The following is a 15,225-nucleotide window of genomic DNA, read 5'->3' on the forward strand; positions in this document are numbered from 1 at the left end:
AAACAACATCATGCAACTCGATAACCGTGCCCAAACACTGCTGAAAGCCCTGGTCGAGCGATACATCGCCGACGGCCTGCCGGTCGGTTCGCGCGCCTTGTCGAAGATTTCCGGCCTGGATCTGTCGCCGGCGACCATCCGCAATATCATGGCGGATCTGGAAGAGCTCGGCTATGTGTCCAGCCCGCATACCTCGGCCGGCCGCATTCCCACGCCGCGCGGCTATCGCATCTTTGTCGACACTTTGCTGACCGTCAAGCACCTGGACGAACATCTGGTGGAGTCGCGCCTGCAATTGCAGACGCCGCAAAAAACCATCGCCAATGCGGCGCAGATGTTGTCGTCGCTGTCGCAATTTGCCGGCGTGGTGCTCAGCCCGCGCCGTGAATCGGTGTTCCAGCAGATAGAATTTTTGCGCTTGTCCGAAAAACGCATCCTGCTCGTCATCGTCGGGCCGGGCGGCGACGTGCAAAACCGCCTGCTGTTGACGGAGGCGGACTATACGCCGGCGCAACTGGTGCAATCGGCCAACTATATCAACCAGAATTATGGCGGCCTGTCGTTCGACATGGTGCGCGTGCGCCTGCAAAGCGAGTTGCGCCAGTTGCGCGACGACATGGGCTGCCTGATGCAGGCGGCCGTCGAGGCGGGCAGTGAAGTGATGGCCGACCATAGCGATGACATGGTGATCTCGGGCGAGCGCAACTTGCTCAGCGTGAGCGATCTGTCATCGAACATGCATTCGCTGCGCCAGATGTTCGATATGTTCGAGCAAAAGACGGGCTTGATGCAGTTGCTGGACGTATCGAGCAAGGCGACGGGCGTGCAGATTTTTATCGGCGGCGAATCGAACCTGGTGCCGATGGATGAAATGAGCGTGGTGACGGCGCCGTATGAAGTCAACGGCAAGATCGTGGGCACCCTGGGCGTGATCGGCCCGACGCGCATGGCGTATGAACGGGTGATTCCGATTGTCGATATCACGGCCAAGCTGTTATCCAACGCGCTTAGCCATCATTGAGCGAGATCAGTACTGCGCCGGCCGCGCCCTTGCGGGAACGGCCGGCATGCGTCAGGCTGCTTTATGGGGGCAAGCCGTCTTGATGCAGTTGCCGTAAATGGCCAAAGCATGTTCGGCGATTTTAAAGCCGCGCTCTTCGGCGACTTTTTGCTGGCGGATTTCGATTTCTTCGTCGAAGAATTCTTCCACGCGGCCACAGTCCAGACAGACCAGGTGGTCGTGGTGGGAACCTTCGTTGAGCTCGAAAATCGCCTTGCCGGTTTCAAAATGGTTGCGGTTAAGCAAGCCAGCCTGTTCGAACTGGGTCAGGACACGGTAGACAGTTGCCAAACCGACATCCATATTGTCGGCCAGCAGAATCTTGTAGACGTCTTCTGCTGTCAGGTGGCGTACCGGGCTACTCTGGAAGATATCGAGTATCTTCAGCCTTGGCAGGGTCGCTTTCAGGCCGCTTGCCTTGAGATCACTAGGATTGTTACTCATGTTTGTTGCTCGTATGTGGGTCAGGTGCTTTATCATATAGCGTTTTAGCGGGGAGTGCCAAAATATGCATTTTTTGGCGGGCCGGTCACTCCTGGCGTTTTGTTCATCAAATTGAGGTCATTTATGCGCGTAACACCGGCTGTATTGCCATCTCCCTGGCACCGTATTTCATTTCGAGCACCAGTCGTGGCAGGCATGGTCTGTGTTGCATTGACAATGTCTGGCTGTGCCAGCCGTGGCATTCTGGGCGAAAAGCCTGCTGTTACCCTCAAGGAAGGCAAGGAAGTCGTGCCTGATAGTGGCGCGCAAACAACCACCATTACGCCGCTGCAGAAATTCATGTGGTTTTTCTCGCCCTACCGCCCAGTGATTCAGCAAGGCAACTTTGTTTCTGAAGAAATGCTGGCGCAGCTGAAGGTCGGCATGACGCGCGACCAGGTCCGCTTCATCCTCGGCACTTCGCTGCTGACCGATATCTTCCATGCCGACCGCTGGGATTACCCTTTCCGCCTGGCCAAGGGCAATGGCGAAACCACCAGCAGCCGCGTGGTCGTGTACTTTGACAAGGATGGCAAGGTAGCGCGCTTCGAAGGCGGCAATTTGCCGACCGAGAAAGAATACATCGACCGTATCGCTGGCCCATCGCCGTTCGCCAAGGTCGCCAAGGCCGATGCGCCGGCCGCCGTCGCGCCGTCGCCCGTGGCGCCTAGCGCCGTGCCGGTGCCAGCCGATGCCGCACCTGGTATTCCAGTGAGCAAGCCTGATGCAGTGCCGGCCCCTGCACCGGCGCCGGAAGCAGCCCCTGCACCTGCGGCGACGCCGGCCGCTGAGCCCACCAAATAAGTAGCAGCAAGAGAAACAACATGACTCAATTGAAAATTGCAATCGCCGGCGCCAGTGGCCGCATGGGCCATATCCTGATCGAAGCGGTGGGCAATGCGCCCGACGCCGTGCTGGCCGGCGCGCTCGATATCGCCGCCTCGCCAGCCGTAGGCCAGGACGCCGCTGCCTTCCTGGGCAAACCTGCTGGCGTGCTGATCGAATCGGATCTGGCCAAGGGCCTGGCCAACGCCGATTACCTGATCGATTTCACGCGCCCGGAAGGCACGTTGCAGCATCTGGCCTACTGCGCCGAACATGGTATCAAGATGATCATCGGCACCACCGGTTTCGATGCGGCAGGCAAGGCAGCGATTGCCGCCGCCGCCGAAAAAACCGCCATCATGTTCGCGCCGAACATGAGCGTGGGTGTTAACGTCACCTTGAAACTGCTGGAACTGGCCGCGAAAAGCTTGTCTGAAGGCTACGACATTGAAATCGTCGAAGCCCATCACCGTCACAAGGTCGATGCACCGTCGGGCACTGCCCTGCAAATGGGCGAAGTGGTGGCTGGCGCGCTGGGCCGCGACCTGAAGGAATGCGCCGTCTATGGCCGTGAAGGCGTGACGGGCGAGCGCGATCCATCGACGATCGGCTTTGCCACCATCCGTGGCGGCGATATCGTGGGCGACCATACGGTGCTGTTTGCCGGCATTGGCGAACGCATCGAGATCAGCCATAAATCGAGCAGCCGCGTTACCTACGCGCACGGCGCCCTGCGCGCCGCGCGTTTCCTGGCCGACAAGCCGACCGGCCTGTTCGACATGCAAGATGTGCTGGCGCTGAAAAACTAGGACTAGCGATCATGGCGCCAGGCACAGTGAATCACTTGAGCCTGGCGCAATACTGGAACCAGGGTGACGCCGCCAGTCACTGTGTGGCGTATGTCCTGCTGGCCATGTCCCTGCTGAGCTGGTATCTGATGCTGAGCAAGGGTGTCTCCGCCTGGCATATACGGCGCGGCGCCCGCCATCTGCCTTATTTTTGGGCAGCGCCCAGGCTGGACGATGGCCTGGCCGTGCTGGCGCTGGGCGATACCGAGCGCATTTATCTGCCCTTGGCGCAAGTCCAGGCCCAGGCCCGGCAAGGCAAGGCATCGCTGGACGCCAGCTTGCCGCTTGCCGATCAATTGACGCGCTTGTTGCGCGATGCCATACAGCATGCCACCGTGCGCCTGGAATGGGGCTTGACCCCCCTGGCGTCGATCGGCGCCACGGCGCCGTTTGTCGGTTTGCTGGGGACGGTCTGGGGCATTTATCATGCGCTGGCGACCGTGTCGCAGGGGGGCGCCTTGCGGGTGGAGCAATTGGCGGGCCCGGTCGGCGAAGCCTTGATCATGACGGCGGCCGGCTTGCTGGTGGCCATCCCTGCCGTGCTGGCCTATAACGGCCTGAACCGGATCAACCGCCTGACCCTGGCCGAACTCGATGCCTTTGCGCATGATCTGCATGCATATGCGCTCGTGCACATGCAGCACAAGGAGGCATGATGGCGTTCGGCGCTTTCCAGCAGGGGCGATACCAGAACCCCGCGATGGTTGACATCAATGTCACGCCCATGGTCGATGTGATGCTGGTCTTGCTGGTGATTTTTATCCTGGCCGCGCCCGTGTTCACGCAAGCGCTGCAGCTGGAATTGCCACAAGCCAATGTCAATGCGGCAGCGGCGCCCGGCGAGACGGTCACGCTGGCGCTCGATGCAGACGGGCGTCTGTTCTGGAATAATCAGGCGGTGACTTCGACCATGCTGGAGGCGCGCCTGGCGCAGGCGGCGCGGCAGGCCACGCCGCCGCAGTTGCAATTGCGCATCGATAAGCATACCCGCTATGAAGCGGTGGCCCAGCTGATGGCCGCCGCCCAGTCCCACGGGTTGCACCGGCTCGGATTTGTCACCGATCCGGCGCCGCCCCTTTGATAGAAAGAAAAGAATTGCTATGCCTACAGTCGTACTGAATGGAAAAGACATCACCGACGAAGCCCGCTTTCACGCACAATGCGTGCAGGTTTTCGGCTTCCCCGAGTTCTATGGCAATACTATCGACGCCTGGGTCGATTGCCTCAGCTATCTGCGCGATGATGAAAACATGACGAAGTTCCGTCTGAAGCCCAATGAAGTGCTGGACATCGTGGTACAGGATGGGGCAAGCATGCAAGCGCAAGTGCCTGATTTACTGGAAGAAATCACCTTCTGCGTGGCCGGCATCAATGAGCGTTATGAAGATTACGGCGAAAAGCCGGCGCTGAAACTGGTGCTGAAATAAAAAAACGCGGGACAGTTTCGGCTGTTCCGCGTTTTGCTTTAGACGACCTTGCGCTCGCGCAAGCCGTCGATTTCCTTGTCATCCAAGCCCAGCCATTGCTGCAGCACTTCGTCCGTATGCTGGCCCAGCAACGGTGGCGGCCGCTGGTATTGCACGGGCGAGGCGGACAGGCGCACGGGATTGGCCACCAGCGCCACCTTGCCTGCCGTCGGATGCGGCATCTCCACTTTCAAGCCGCGCGCGATCACTTGCGGGTCTGCAAATACCTGGTCGATGCGGTTGACGGGGCCGCAAGGCACGGCTGCCGCTTCAAACGCGGTGATCCATTCCGCCGTGGTGCGCATGACGGTAGTCTGGCGCAACATGGGAATCAGGATGGCGCGGTGCGCCACGCGCTGCGGGTTGGTGGCGAAGCGCTCATCCTGGGCCCATTCCGGGTGGCCGGCGATGGCGCAAAAGCGCGCAAACTGGCCATCGTTGCCGATCGCCAGAATCATGTCGCCATCGGCCGTCGGGAAGTCCTGGTAGGGCACGATATTCGGATGCGCGTTGCCCATGCGCTGCGGCACCTTGCCGCCGCACAAATAGTTGGCGGCCTGGTTGCCCAGCGCCGCCACTTGCACGTCGAGCAAGGCCAGGTCGATATGCTGGCCCAGGCCTGAACGCGCGCGTTCGGCCAGCGCCGCCTGCACGGCCACGGTGGCATACAGGCCCGTCATGATATCGGTTTGCGCCACGCCCACTTTTTGCGGCCCGGCGCCCGGCTGGCCATCGGGCACGCCCGTGATGCTCATCAAGCCGCCCATGCCCTGGATCAAAAAGTCATAGCCGGCGCGCGCCGCGTACGGCCCATCCTGGCCAAATCCGGTGATCGAGCAATACACCAGGCGCGGGTTGAGTTCCAGCAAGCTGGCTGCATCGAGGCCATATTGCTTCAAGCCGCCCAGCTTGAAATTTTCCAGCAGCACGTCGGCCTCGGCCGCCAGCTTGCGCACCAGCGCCTGCCCTTCGGGCGCGGCCAGGTCGATGCACAAGGAACGTTTGTTGCGGTTGGCGCACTGGAAATAGGCGGCCTCGGCGGTGTCGCGGCCGTCTGCATCTTGCAGATAGGGCGGGCCCCAGGTGCGCGTATCATCGCCGCGGCCCGGTTGCTCGACTTTGACGACATCGGCGCCCAGGTCGGCCAGCAATTGCCCGGCCCACGGCCCGGCCAGCACGCGCGACAGGTCCAGCACGCGTAAACCTGTAAGCGGCGCTGGCCGCAGGGTAGAAGCGAGGCCAGACATCAGTTGAAGGCGGCGATGCCGGTGATGGCGCGGCCGATGATCAGCGCGTGCACGTCGTGCGTGCCTTCGTAGGTGTTGACCACTTCCAGGTTGACCAGGTGGCGGATCACGCCGAATTCGTCGGAAATACCGTTGCCACCCATCATGTCGCGCGCCATGCGGGCAATATCGAGCGCCTTGCCACAGCTGTTGCGTTTCATGATCGAGGTGATTTCCACGGCAGCCGAGCCTTCATCTTTCATGCGGCCCAGGCGCAAGCAGCCTTGCAAGCCCATCGTGATTTCCGTCAGCATGTCGGCCAGTTTCTTCTGGATCAGCTGATTTGCGGCCAGCGGGCGGCCGAATTGCTGGCGGTCCATCGTGTACTGGCGTGCCTTGACGTAGCAGTCTTCGGCGGCGCCCAGCGCGCCCCAGGCGATGCCGTAGCGGGCGCTGTTGAGGCAAGTGAACGGGCCTTTCAAGCCGCGCACGTCGGGGAAGGCGTTTTCTTCAGGGCAAAACACTTCATCCATCACGATTTCGCCGGTGATACTGGTGCGCAAACCCACCTTGCCGTGGATTTCCGGCGCGGACAAGCCCTTCCAGCCTTTTTCCAGCACGAAACCGCGGATCGCGCCTTCGTCATCCTTGGCCCACACCACGAACACATCGGCGATCGGGCTGTTGGTGATCCACATCTTGGCGCCCGACAAGCTATAGCCGCCCGGCACCTTGCGCGCACGCGTCACCATGCTGCCCGGATCGGAGCCGTGGTTCGGTTCCGTCAAGCCGAAGCAGCCGATGAATTCGCCGGTCGCCAGTTTCGGCAGGTATTTTTGTTTGGTGGCTTCATTGCCGAAAGCATTGATGGGCACCATCACCAGGGACGATTGCACGCTCATCATCGAGCGGTAGCCCGAATCGACGCGCTCGACTTCGCGTGCGGCCAGGCCGTAGCAGACATAGTTCAGGCCGGCGCCGCCGTATTGTTCCGGTATCGTCGTGCCCAGCAAGCCCAGTGCGCCCATTTCGCGGAAGATGGCGGCGTCGGTGCGGCCGTGGCGGAACGATTCGAGCACGCGCGGCGCCAGGCTGCCTTGGCAATATTCACGCGCGGCATCGTGCACGGCGCGCTCGTCGCTCGTCAGTTGTTCGTCCAGCAGCAGGGGGGAATTCCAGTCGAATACAGCTTTGCTCATCACGGGCCTCGCAGGTGAGCGCCGAGGATGGCCGGCGCAAGATTGAATGTGGCTCATGGTAGATTTTCATCGTGCCCGAGGCAAACGATTTTTTCGCACCCAGACATGCGTCTGACGCATATCTTGCGGCATACTGGCGTTTTCTTTGACGGTCATCGCCATGTCGCGCAAAATCCCCATGTTGCAAGCCTTGCATTGTTTCGAGGCCGCTGCCCGCCACCAAAGCTATACCCATGCGGCGCGCGAATTGTCGCTGACGCAAAGCGCCGTCTCGCGCCAGATTTCATCGCTGGAAAGTTTTTTGGGCGTGCAATTGTTCCAGCGCACGCGCCATGGCGTGCTGCTGACACCAGCAGGCGCCTCGTATGCGCGCCAGATCGCGGCCCGCCTCGATGGCCTGGAGCGCGATACCCTGGACACCATGGCGCGCCAGGGCGGTGGCGGGGCCTTGCAGCTGGCGTCAGTGCCCACTTTCGCCACCCGCTGGCTGATGCCGCGCCTGCCCGGCCTGGCCGCGCAGCAGCCCGATATCATCGTGCATATCGACGCCTACACGAAACCATTCATGTTTGCCGATACGGAATACGATGCCGCCCTGTATGCGGGCACGCCCGAGCAACTGGCGCGCTGGCCGGGTACGCGCGCCACCTTGCTGATGCATGAAGATATCGTGCCTGTCGCCAGCCCCCGTTTGCTGGCGCAGCGCAGCAGCTGGCAGCCGCAGGATTTATTGGAATTGACTTTATTGCAGCAAAGCACGCGGCCCGGCGCCTGGCGCCAGTGGTTCGACGCCATGCAGGTCGATGGCGCGCTGGCCCGCTACGGCGCCCGCTATGAATTGTTTTCCATGCTGTCGATGGCGGCGGCGCAAGGCCAGGGCGTGGCCTTGCTGCCGCGTATGCTGGTGGAAACGGAACTGGCGCGCGGCGAGTTGCTGATCGTCTGCGACCGCCCGCTGCGGGGCAAGCGCGCTTATTATCTGATTACGCCGGAAGCGGCGCATGAAAAGCTGGCCTTGCAGCAATTTCGGCTGTGGCTGCAAGGCGAGGCCGCTTAAATCACCTTGGAAGTGTCGAAATGCGGGTTATCGATCAGGCCGATCTGGTTACCGAAGGGATCGAGCAATTCCACCGTGCGGATGCCGTCGCCCACGTCCGTGATCGGGTGGTGCAGGGTGGCGCCCAGGCCAATCAGCCGCTCGGTTTCCGCCTCGATACCCTCCACGCCCCAGTACGTCACGCTGCCTTGCGTGCCCGGTGTGCCGCCCGGCAGCAGGCCCAGCTCGAAGCCGGCGATGGCAAAGCCCACATAAAACGGCTGGTCGAAATACGGTTGCATATGAAACACCTGGCTGTACCAGGCCTTGCCTTGCTCCAGGTCGGGGACGGGATAGGTGACGGTGCGCAAGCCCTTGATCATGTTCTGCTCCTGTAGGTGTGTGAGTGACGCCATCATGCCACCGGTACGCCTGGCGTGATTGTAAAAATGGAAGATAGTCAAAGTTGCTTGCCGGCCAGCCAGGTTTCGGGCGCGCTGTGCGCGAAATCCTGGAAGTCGTGGATCAGGTGCGACTGGTCAAAATAACCATGCTCCAGGGCAAGCTGCGCCCAGTCCGGCGCGCCCTGCACGCGCTGCAAGGCGGCGTTGGTGGCGCGAAAGCGGCAGATGCGGGCAAACAGCTTGGGGCTGATGCCGACCTTGTGCCGGAATTGCAGGGCCAGGTGCTGGCGCGAGACGTGCAATTGTTCCGCCAGGCTGTCGACGCGCAGCCTGCCCTGGGTACGCTCGATCAGTGCGATGGCGTGGCCTGTCAGGCCAGCTGGAGCCGGTGGCGGTCCAGAACGCAGGCGCAGCAGCAGATGATCTTGCAAAATAGCAATTCGCTGGACATCGTCGAGCGGGTCGCTCCACAGTGCATCCGCCAGGCGCGTTGCCAGGCCGCGACCCCACAGTGACTGTAAATCAGTGCGTCCGTCGTTCAGCTCGCACAGGGGCAGGGCAAAGAAGCGCGCCGCCGCACCCGGCTTGAAGCGGGCGGCCACCGTCTGCACCAGGCCCTGGCTGACAACGTGGATTGGCGCCGTCATCATGCCGACGGCAAAGCTCGATTCCTGCTGGTCCTGGCACAGGATGTCGATGCAATTGTCGGGCAAGACCTGGTGCGTGAGCGGCGTGGCGCTGGCCTGCACGCGACAGGTCCAGACGCAGGCCAGCCACGGCCGCAAGGCGGGAAGTGGCGGATATTCCTGGTAGACAATCATGGCCGGGATTGATGCAAAGAATAAGATTGCTGCATATTACACACTGCTGGCCAGGAGCGATGCTTGGTGTTTACTGGGGAGTTGCAAAAATATGCCAGGCCGGGCAGGCGGCGCGCCGCGCTATCGGGCGGCGACAACCAGTATAATGCTCGGTTCATATTCACTATTGGCCGCACATCATGCAAGATAAATATAGTCCCGCCGACGTCGAACAAGCCGCCCAATCGCACTGGAAGGCGATCGACGCCTACAAAGCCGTCGAACACGACCCGCGTTTCCCAAAAGGCAAGTACTTTGCCTGCTCGATGCTACCTTACCCTTCGGGCAAGCTGCACATGGGTCACGTGCGCAACTATACGATCAATGATGTGATGTACCGCTACCTGCGCATGAACGGCTACAACGTGCTCATGCCGATGGGCTGGGATGCGTTTGGCATGCCGGCGGAAAACGCGGCCATGGCCAATAACGTGCCGCCTGCGCAATGGACGTATTCGAATATCGCCCACATGAAGCAGCAGATGGAATCGATGGGCCTGGCCATCGACTGGTCGCGCGAAATGACCGCCTGCAAGCCTGAATACTACAAATGGAACCAGTGGATGTTCCTGAAGATGCTGGAAAAAGGCATCATCTACAAAAAGACCGGCACCGTGAACTGGGACCCGATCGACCAGACCGTGCTGGCCAATGAACAAGTGGTCGATGGCCGCGGCTGGCGTTCGGGCGCGCTGATCGAAAAGCGCGAAATCCCGATGTACTACGCGCGCATCACCGATTACGCGGAAGAGCTGCTGGCCTATGTCGATGACAAGCTGCCGGGCTGGCCCGAGCGCGTGCGCACCATGCAAACCAACTGGATCGGCAAGTCGACCGGCGTGCGCTTCGCTTTCCCGCACCAGATCAAGGATGCCGCCGGCTCGCTAATCGGCGACGGCAAGCTGTATGTGTTTACCACCCGTCCCGACACCGTGATGGGCGTGACCTTCTGCGCCGTCGCGGCCGAGCACCCGCTGGCGATCCACGCCGCGCAAACGAATGCCGAATTGGCCTCCTTCAACGCCGAGTGCAAACTGGGCTCCGTGATCGAAGCGGACATGGCGACGATGGAGAAGAAGGGCATGCCGACCGGCCTGTTCGTCACCCATCCTTTGAGCGGCGCGCAAGTCGAAGTCTGGGTCGGCAATTACGTGCTGATCACCTATGGCGACGGCGCCGTGATGGGCGTGCCGGCGCATGACGAACGCGATTTCGGCTTCGCCAAGAAATACGATTTGCCGATCAAGCAAGTGATCGAGATCAAGGGCAAGGAGTTCTCGACGGACGCCTGGCAGGAATGGTATGGCGAGAAGGATGGTGTCTGCATCGCTTCCGGCAAATACGACGGCCTGCATTTCGCGTCCGCTGTGGACGCGGTGGCCGCCGACCTGGCTGAACTGGGCCTGGGCGAAAAGAAAACCACCTTCCGCCTGCGCGACTGGGGCATTTCGCGCCAGCGCTACTGGGGCACGCCGATCCCGATGATTCATTGCGCCGACTGCGGCGTGGTGCCGGTGCCGGAAAAAGACTTGCCGGTGGTGCTGCCGGAAGACTGCGTGCCGGACGGCACGGGCAATCCGCTGAACAAATATGAAGCCTTCCTGCAGTGCGACTGCCCGCAGTGCGGCAAGCCTGCGCGCCGCGAAACCGACACCATGGATACTTTCGTCGATTCGTCGTGGTACTACATGCGCTATACCTCGCCAGGCGCGAGCGAGTCCATGGTCGACGAGCGCAATGATTACTGGATGCCGATGGACCAGTACATCGGCGGCATCGAACACGCCGTCATGCACTTGCTGTATGCGCGTTTCTGGACCAAGATCATGCGCGACTTCGGCCTGGTCAAGTTCGACGAGCCTTTTGTGAACCTGCTGACGCAAGGCATGGTGCTGAACGAAACCTACTTCCGCAAGGACGCTGCCGGCAAGACTACCTGGTTCAATCCGGACGACGTGCGCCTGGCTTTGGATGACAAGGGCCGCCCGCAAAGCGCGATCCTGGTGGCCGATGGCCAGCCGGTGGAAATCGGCGGCACGGAAAAAATGTCGAAGTCGAAAAACAACGGCATCGACCCGCAAGCGCAGATCGAACAGTATGGCGCCGACACGGCCCGTCTGTTTACCATGTTCGCGTCGCCGCCGGAACAGACGCTGGAATGGTCGGGCAGCGGCGTCGAAGGCGCCAACCGCTTCCTGCGCCGCGTGTGGAACTTCGGCTATGCCAAGTCGGCCACGATCCAGGCAGCGCTGGCCGCCGGCCCTGCCGCCGCCACGGGCGAGGTGCAGAAAAACCTGCGCCGCGAATTGCACAAGATCCTGCAGCAAGCCGATTACGACTTGAAGCGCATTCAGTACAACACCGTGGTGTCGGCTTGCATGAAGATGCTCAATACGCTGGAATCGGCCAAGCTGGACGACAGCGCACAGTCGAACGCGCTGATCGCCGAAGGCTATTCGATCTTCCTGCGCCTGCTGAACCCTGTCGCACCGCACATCACCCACGTGCTGTGGCAAGAACTGGGTTACGCTGGCGTACACGGCGACCTGCTCAACGCTGCCTGGCCGCAAGTCGATCCGGCTGCGTTGGAACAGGCCGAGATCGAAATGATGATCCAGGTGAACGGCAAGCTGCGCGGTTCCATCACGGTGGCCAAGGATGCAGATAAAGCCAGCATCGAGGCGGCCGCGCTGGCATGTGAAAGTGTGCAGAAGTACATCGAGACCACGCCGAAGAAAGTGATCGTCGTGCCTGGCAAGTTAATCAGCATCGTGGTGTAACACTATGACGACTTCTTCTTCCGTATCGTTGTTGGGCGGGCGTGCATGGCGCGCCATGCTGGCGCTGGGCCTGGCCGTCCTGCTGTCGGCTTGCGGTTTTCATCTGCGCGGCACGAATGGCAGCTTCATGCTGCCGTTCGCGACCATGCATATCTCGCTGCCTGATTCGTCGCCGCTGGCGATCGACTTGAAGCGTTATATCCGCGCTGTCGGCAGCACGGAAATCGTCGATACCAAGGATGCGGCAGACGCCGAGTTCGAGGTGATCAACGATCCGGAGAAGAATCGTACGAAGACCATTTTGACACTGGGCAGTTCAGGCCAGGTCAGCCAGTACCAGCTTGGCTACTCGATCGTCTTCCGCGTGACCGACAAGGCGGGGAACCAGTTGCTGGGCCCAACGACCATCAGCCTGGTTCGTCCGATCAATTTCAATTCAGCGCAGCTGCTGGCCCAGGAAACGGAAGAAGCGGGCCTGTACCGCGATATGCGCAACGACATGGTGCAACAGATCATGCGCCGCCTGGCTGCGATCAAGCCGGTGCTGCCGGCCATGTCGGTAGCGCCGCTGGCGCCTGTCACGCCGGTGACGCCTGCCGTGCCGGCCGAGCAGAAGTAAGCGGAACGGGAACAGCATGCAATTGCGGATAGAAGCGCTGGACGGACATGTAGGCAAGCCGCTGGCGCAACTGTATGTGATCACCAGCGACGAGCACTTGCTGGCGCTGGAAGCGGCCGACAAGATCCGCCGCGCCGCGCGCGCGCAAGGTTATTCCGAACGCGACGTGCTGACGGTGGAACGCAGCTTCAAATGGGGTGAGCTGCTGGCCGCCAACCAGGAACTGTCTTTGTTTGGAGACAAGAAGCTGATTGAATTGCGCATCCCGACCGGCAAGCCGGGCAAGGATGGCGGCGCGGCCCTGCAAAGCTATGCGAAAAATCTCAGTCCCGACAACCTGACCCTGATTACCTTGCCCAAGCTGGACTGGGCAACGCAGAAGGCGGCCTGGGTGGCCAGCCTGCAGCAGGCAGCCGTGTATATCGAGATTCCCAATGTGGAAAGGGCGCAGTTGCCGGCCTGGATAGGCCAGCGCCTGGCGGCCCAGGGGCAGAGCGCCGAACGCGCCAGCATCGATTTTATTGCCGACCGCGTGGAAGGCAATCTGCTGGCGGCGCACCAGGAAATCCAGAAACTGGGCTTGCTGCATGACGCGGGCAAGCTGACGTACGAACAAGTGCAGGACGCGGTGCTGAACGTGGCCCGCTACGATGTCTTCAAGCTGTCCGAAGCCATGCTGGCCGGTGATCCGGCGCGCCTGGTGCGCATGCTTGAAGGTCTCAAGGGCGAAGGCGAAGCCTTGCCGCTGGTCTTGTGGGCGGTCTCCGAAGAAATCCGCACGCTGTTAAAATTGAAGGCGGGGATGGCGCAGGGGCGTCCGCTGGGGGCACTACTGAAGGAATACCGTATCTGGGGCCCGCGCGAGCGGATGATGGAGCCGGCACTGCGGCGCATTTCACTGCCCGTGCTCGACGCGGCGCTGCAGGAAGCGGCGCAGGTTGACAAGATGATCAAGGGTTTGCGCGCCAAGGGGCACGCGGGCGACGCCTGGGACGCCATGCTGCAACTGGCGCTGCGGGTCGCGCGGGGTTAGATTTTTATAATAAAACAGACAAGAGCGTGGATAAGAGCATGGACATCAATCAGTATATGCAGGACGTCGGCACGCGTGCCCGCGCCGCTTCGCGCGCCATGGCCCGCGCCGACAGCGCCACGCGCAACCGCGCCCTGACCCTGATCGCCGCCGCTATCGTGCGCGATGCCGGCCTGCTGCGCGAGGCCAACCAGCGCGACCTCGATGCGGCTGCCGCCGCCGGCCTGGCGCTGGCCATGCTGGACCGCCTGACCCTGTCCGACGCGGCGATTGCCACCATGGTCGAAGGCTTGACGCAGATCGCTGCGCTGGCCGACCCGATCGGTGAAATCTCGAACATGAAATACCGCCCGACGGGTATCCAGGTGGGCCAGATGCGTGTGCCACTGGGTGTCATCGGCATCATCTATGAAGCGCGCCCCAACGTGACGGTGGACGCGGCCGGCCTGTGCATCAAGAGCGGTAATGCGACCATTTTGCGCGGCGGCTCGGAAGCCATCCATTGCAACCGCGCCCTGGCCAGACTGGTACAGGAAGGTTTGCTGGGCGCCGGCCTGCCGGCCGATGCCGTGCAAGTGATCGACACTACCGACCGCGCCGCCGTGGGCGCCTTGATCACCATGCCGCAATACGTGGACGTGATCGTGCCGCGCGGCGGCAAGGGCCTGATCGCGCGCCTGATGCAGGAGGCCACCGTACCGATGATCAAGCACCTGGACGGCATTTGCCACGTCTATATCGATGCGAAGGCCGACCTGAAGAAAGCTGTAGACATAGGCTTTAACGCCAAGTGCCACCGCTATGGCACCTGCAACACCATGGAAACCCTGCTGGTGGCGCGCGCCATCGCGCCGCAAGTGCTGCCGCAGCTGGCCGAACTGTACTTGACGAAGCAGGTCGAGCTGCGCGCTGATCCTGAAAGCCATGCGATCCTGGCCGGCTACCCGCACCTGGTGGCCGCCACCGAGGAAGACTGGTCGACCGAGTACCTGGCGGCTATCCTGTCGGTGAAGGTGGTCGATGGCATCGATGAAGCGATGGACCATATCAACCAGTATTCGTCGAAGCATACGGAATCGATTATCACGGAAGACTACAGCGATGCGCTGCGCTTCCTGCGCGAAGTCGATTCTGCCTCCGTGATGGTGAACGCCTCGACGCGTTTTGCCGACGGTTTCGAATATGGCCTGGGCGCCGAAATCGGCATCTCGAACGACAAGCTGCACGCACGCGGCCCGGTCGGACTGGAGGGCCTGACCTCGCTCAAATACGTGGTCTTCGGCCATGGCGAAGTACGCAAATAAGGTACGCAAACAAGGTACGCAAATAAGATACTCCAGACGGGCCAGCCGGCCCGTCACTCCTTTCGACACCTCTGACACTGGA

16 protein-coding genes are annotated in these 15,225 nt (G+C 61.4%); 11 read left to right on the top strand and 5 right to left on the bottom strand.

The genetic code is table 11. The features are described 5' to 3' along the window. The first annotated feature begins 10 nt into the window (after positions 1 to 10). Positions 11 to 1,021 carry a heat-inducible transcriptional repressor HrcA gene (gene hrcA / locus ACL9RI_RS06930; protein ID WP_183742344.1) on the top strand — a complete coding sequence of 337 codons (1,011 nt, stop codon included), beginning with the start codon at positions 11 to 13 and terminating at the stop codon, positions 1,019 to 1,021. A 51-nt stretch (positions 1,022 to 1,072) separates the two neighbouring features. Here hrcA and fur read toward each other — a convergent pair whose 3' ends face one another. Next, positions 1,073 to 1,504 carry a ferric iron uptake transcriptional regulator gene (gene fur, locus ACL9RI_RS06935; RefSeq protein WP_096238086.1) on the bottom strand — a complete coding sequence of 144 codons (432 nt, stop codon included), beginning with the start codon at positions 1,502 to 1,504 and terminating at the stop codon, positions 1,073 to 1,075. A 195-nt stretch (positions 1,505 to 1,699) separates the two neighbouring features. On the opposite strand from fur, the gene ACL9RI_RS06940 reads away from it, so the two are divergent. From ACL9RI_RS06940 to ACL9RI_RS06960, 5 genes are read left to right on the top strand one after another with little or no spacing between them, the layout of a single operon-like run. Next, a complete protein-coding gene (locus tag ACL9RI_RS06940; protein ID WP_422726130.1) occupies positions 1,700 to 2,347 on the top strand; it encodes an outer membrane protein assembly factor BamE in 648 nt (215 codons plus the stop codon). A gap of 20 nt (positions 2,348 to 2,367) precedes the next feature. Further along, on the top strand, positions 2,368 to 3,177 hold the full coding sequence (gene dapB / locus ACL9RI_RS06945; RefSeq protein WP_422725851.1) for a 4-hydroxy-tetrahydrodipicolinate reductase: 810 nt from the start codon (positions 2,368 to 2,370) through the stop codon (positions 3,175 to 3,177). 11 nt (positions 3,178 to 3,188) lie between these two features. Beyond that, positions 3,189 to 3,872 (top strand): MotA/TolQ/ExbB proton channel family protein, encoded by a 684-nt coding sequence (locus ACL9RI_RS06950; RefSeq protein WP_422725852.1) that lies wholly within the window; start codon positions 3,189 to 3,191, stop codon positions 3,870 to 3,872. Beyond that, a complete protein-coding gene (locus ACL9RI_RS06955; RefSeq protein ID WP_422725853.1) occupies positions 3,872 to 4,297 on the top strand; it encodes an ExbD/TolR family protein in 426 nt (141 codons plus the stop codon). Before ACL9RI_RS06950 ends, ACL9RI_RS06955 begins: the two co-directional genes overlap by 1 nt. A 19-nt stretch (positions 4,298 to 4,316) precedes the next feature. Continuing rightward, a complete protein-coding gene (locus ACL9RI_RS06960) occupies positions 4,317 to 4,643 on the top strand; it encodes a barstar family protein (RefSeq protein ID WP_422725854.1) in 327 nt (108 codons plus the stop codon). Between the two features lie 38 nt (positions 4,644 to 4,681). Here ACL9RI_RS06960 and ACL9RI_RS06965 read toward each other — a convergent pair whose 3' ends face one another. Together ACL9RI_RS06965 and ACL9RI_RS06970 are read right to left on the bottom strand one after the other, a co-directional pair. After that, positions 4,682 to 5,929: a CaiB/BaiF CoA transferase family protein gene (locus ACL9RI_RS06965; RefSeq protein WP_422725855.1), complete on the bottom strand. Its 1,248-nt coding sequence runs from the start codon at positions 5,927 to 5,929 to the stop codon at positions 4,682 to 4,684. Continuing rightward, positions 5,929 to 7,107, bottom strand: a complete 1,179-nt coding sequence (locus ACL9RI_RS06970; RefSeq protein ID WP_422725856.1) for an acyl-CoA dehydrogenase — start codon at positions 7,105 to 7,107, stop codon at positions 5,929 to 5,931. The genes ACL9RI_RS06965 and ACL9RI_RS06970 overlap by 1 nt, the downstream gene beginning before the upstream one ends. 160 nt (positions 7,108 to 7,267) lie before the next feature. On the opposite strand from ACL9RI_RS06970, the gene ACL9RI_RS06975 reads away from it, so the two are divergent. Continuing rightward, positions 7,268 to 8,164 carry a LysR substrate-binding domain-containing protein gene (locus ACL9RI_RS06975; protein WP_183742360.1) on the top strand — a complete coding sequence of 299 codons (897 nt, stop codon included), beginning with the start codon at positions 7,268 to 7,270 and terminating at the stop codon, positions 8,162 to 8,164. On the opposite strand, the gene ACL9RI_RS06980 is transcribed toward ACL9RI_RS06975, so the two are convergent. Then, complete coding sequence (locus ACL9RI_RS06980; RefSeq protein ID WP_422725857.1) at positions 8,161 to 8,526, bottom strand: VOC family protein; 366 nt, start codon at positions 8,524 to 8,526, stop codon at positions 8,161 to 8,163. The genes ACL9RI_RS06975 and ACL9RI_RS06980 overlap by 4 nt on opposite strands. A 77-nt stretch (positions 8,527 to 8,603) precedes the next feature. Further along, a complete protein-coding gene (locus tag ACL9RI_RS06985) occupies positions 8,604 to 9,368 on the bottom strand; it encodes an AraC family transcriptional regulator (protein WP_422725858.1) in 765 nt (254 codons plus the stop codon). Between the two features lie 179 nt (positions 9,369 to 9,547). On the opposite strand from ACL9RI_RS06985, the gene leuS reads away from it, so the two are divergent. The 4 genes from leuS to ACL9RI_RS07005 are packed head-to-tail and all read left to right on the top strand — an operon-like array spanning position 9,548 to position 15,143. Continuing rightward, complete coding sequence (leuS, locus tag ACL9RI_RS06990) at positions 9,548 to 12,187, top strand: leucine--tRNA ligase (protein ID WP_422725859.1); 2,640 nt, start codon at positions 9,548 to 9,550, stop codon at positions 12,185 to 12,187. 4 nt (positions 12,188 to 12,191) lie between these two features. Then, a complete protein-coding gene (gene lptE / locus ACL9RI_RS06995) occupies positions 12,192 to 12,806 on the top strand; it encodes an LPS assembly lipoprotein LptE (protein ID WP_422725860.1) in 615 nt (204 codons plus the stop codon). 16 nt (positions 12,807 to 12,822) lie between these two features. Further along, the gene (gene holA / locus ACL9RI_RS07000; RefSeq protein ID WP_422725861.1) at positions 12,823 to 13,839 is read left to right on the top strand and encodes a DNA polymerase III subunit delta; all 1,017 of its coding nucleotides are present in this window, start codon (positions 12,823 to 12,825) and stop codon (positions 13,837 to 13,839) included. Between the two features lie 38 nt (positions 13,840 to 13,877). Next, positions 13,878 to 15,143, top strand: a complete 1,266-nt coding sequence (locus ACL9RI_RS07005) for a glutamate-5-semialdehyde dehydrogenase (protein ID WP_422725862.1) — start codon at positions 13,878 to 13,880, stop codon at positions 15,141 to 15,143. The last annotated feature ends 82 nt before the right edge of the window (positions 15,144 to 15,225 follow it).

Source organism: Janthinobacterium sp. Mn2066 (assembly GCF_049319705.1).
Taxonomy (GTDB): Bacteria; Pseudomonadota; Gammaproteobacteria; order Burkholderiales; family Burkholderiaceae_D; genus Janthinobacterium.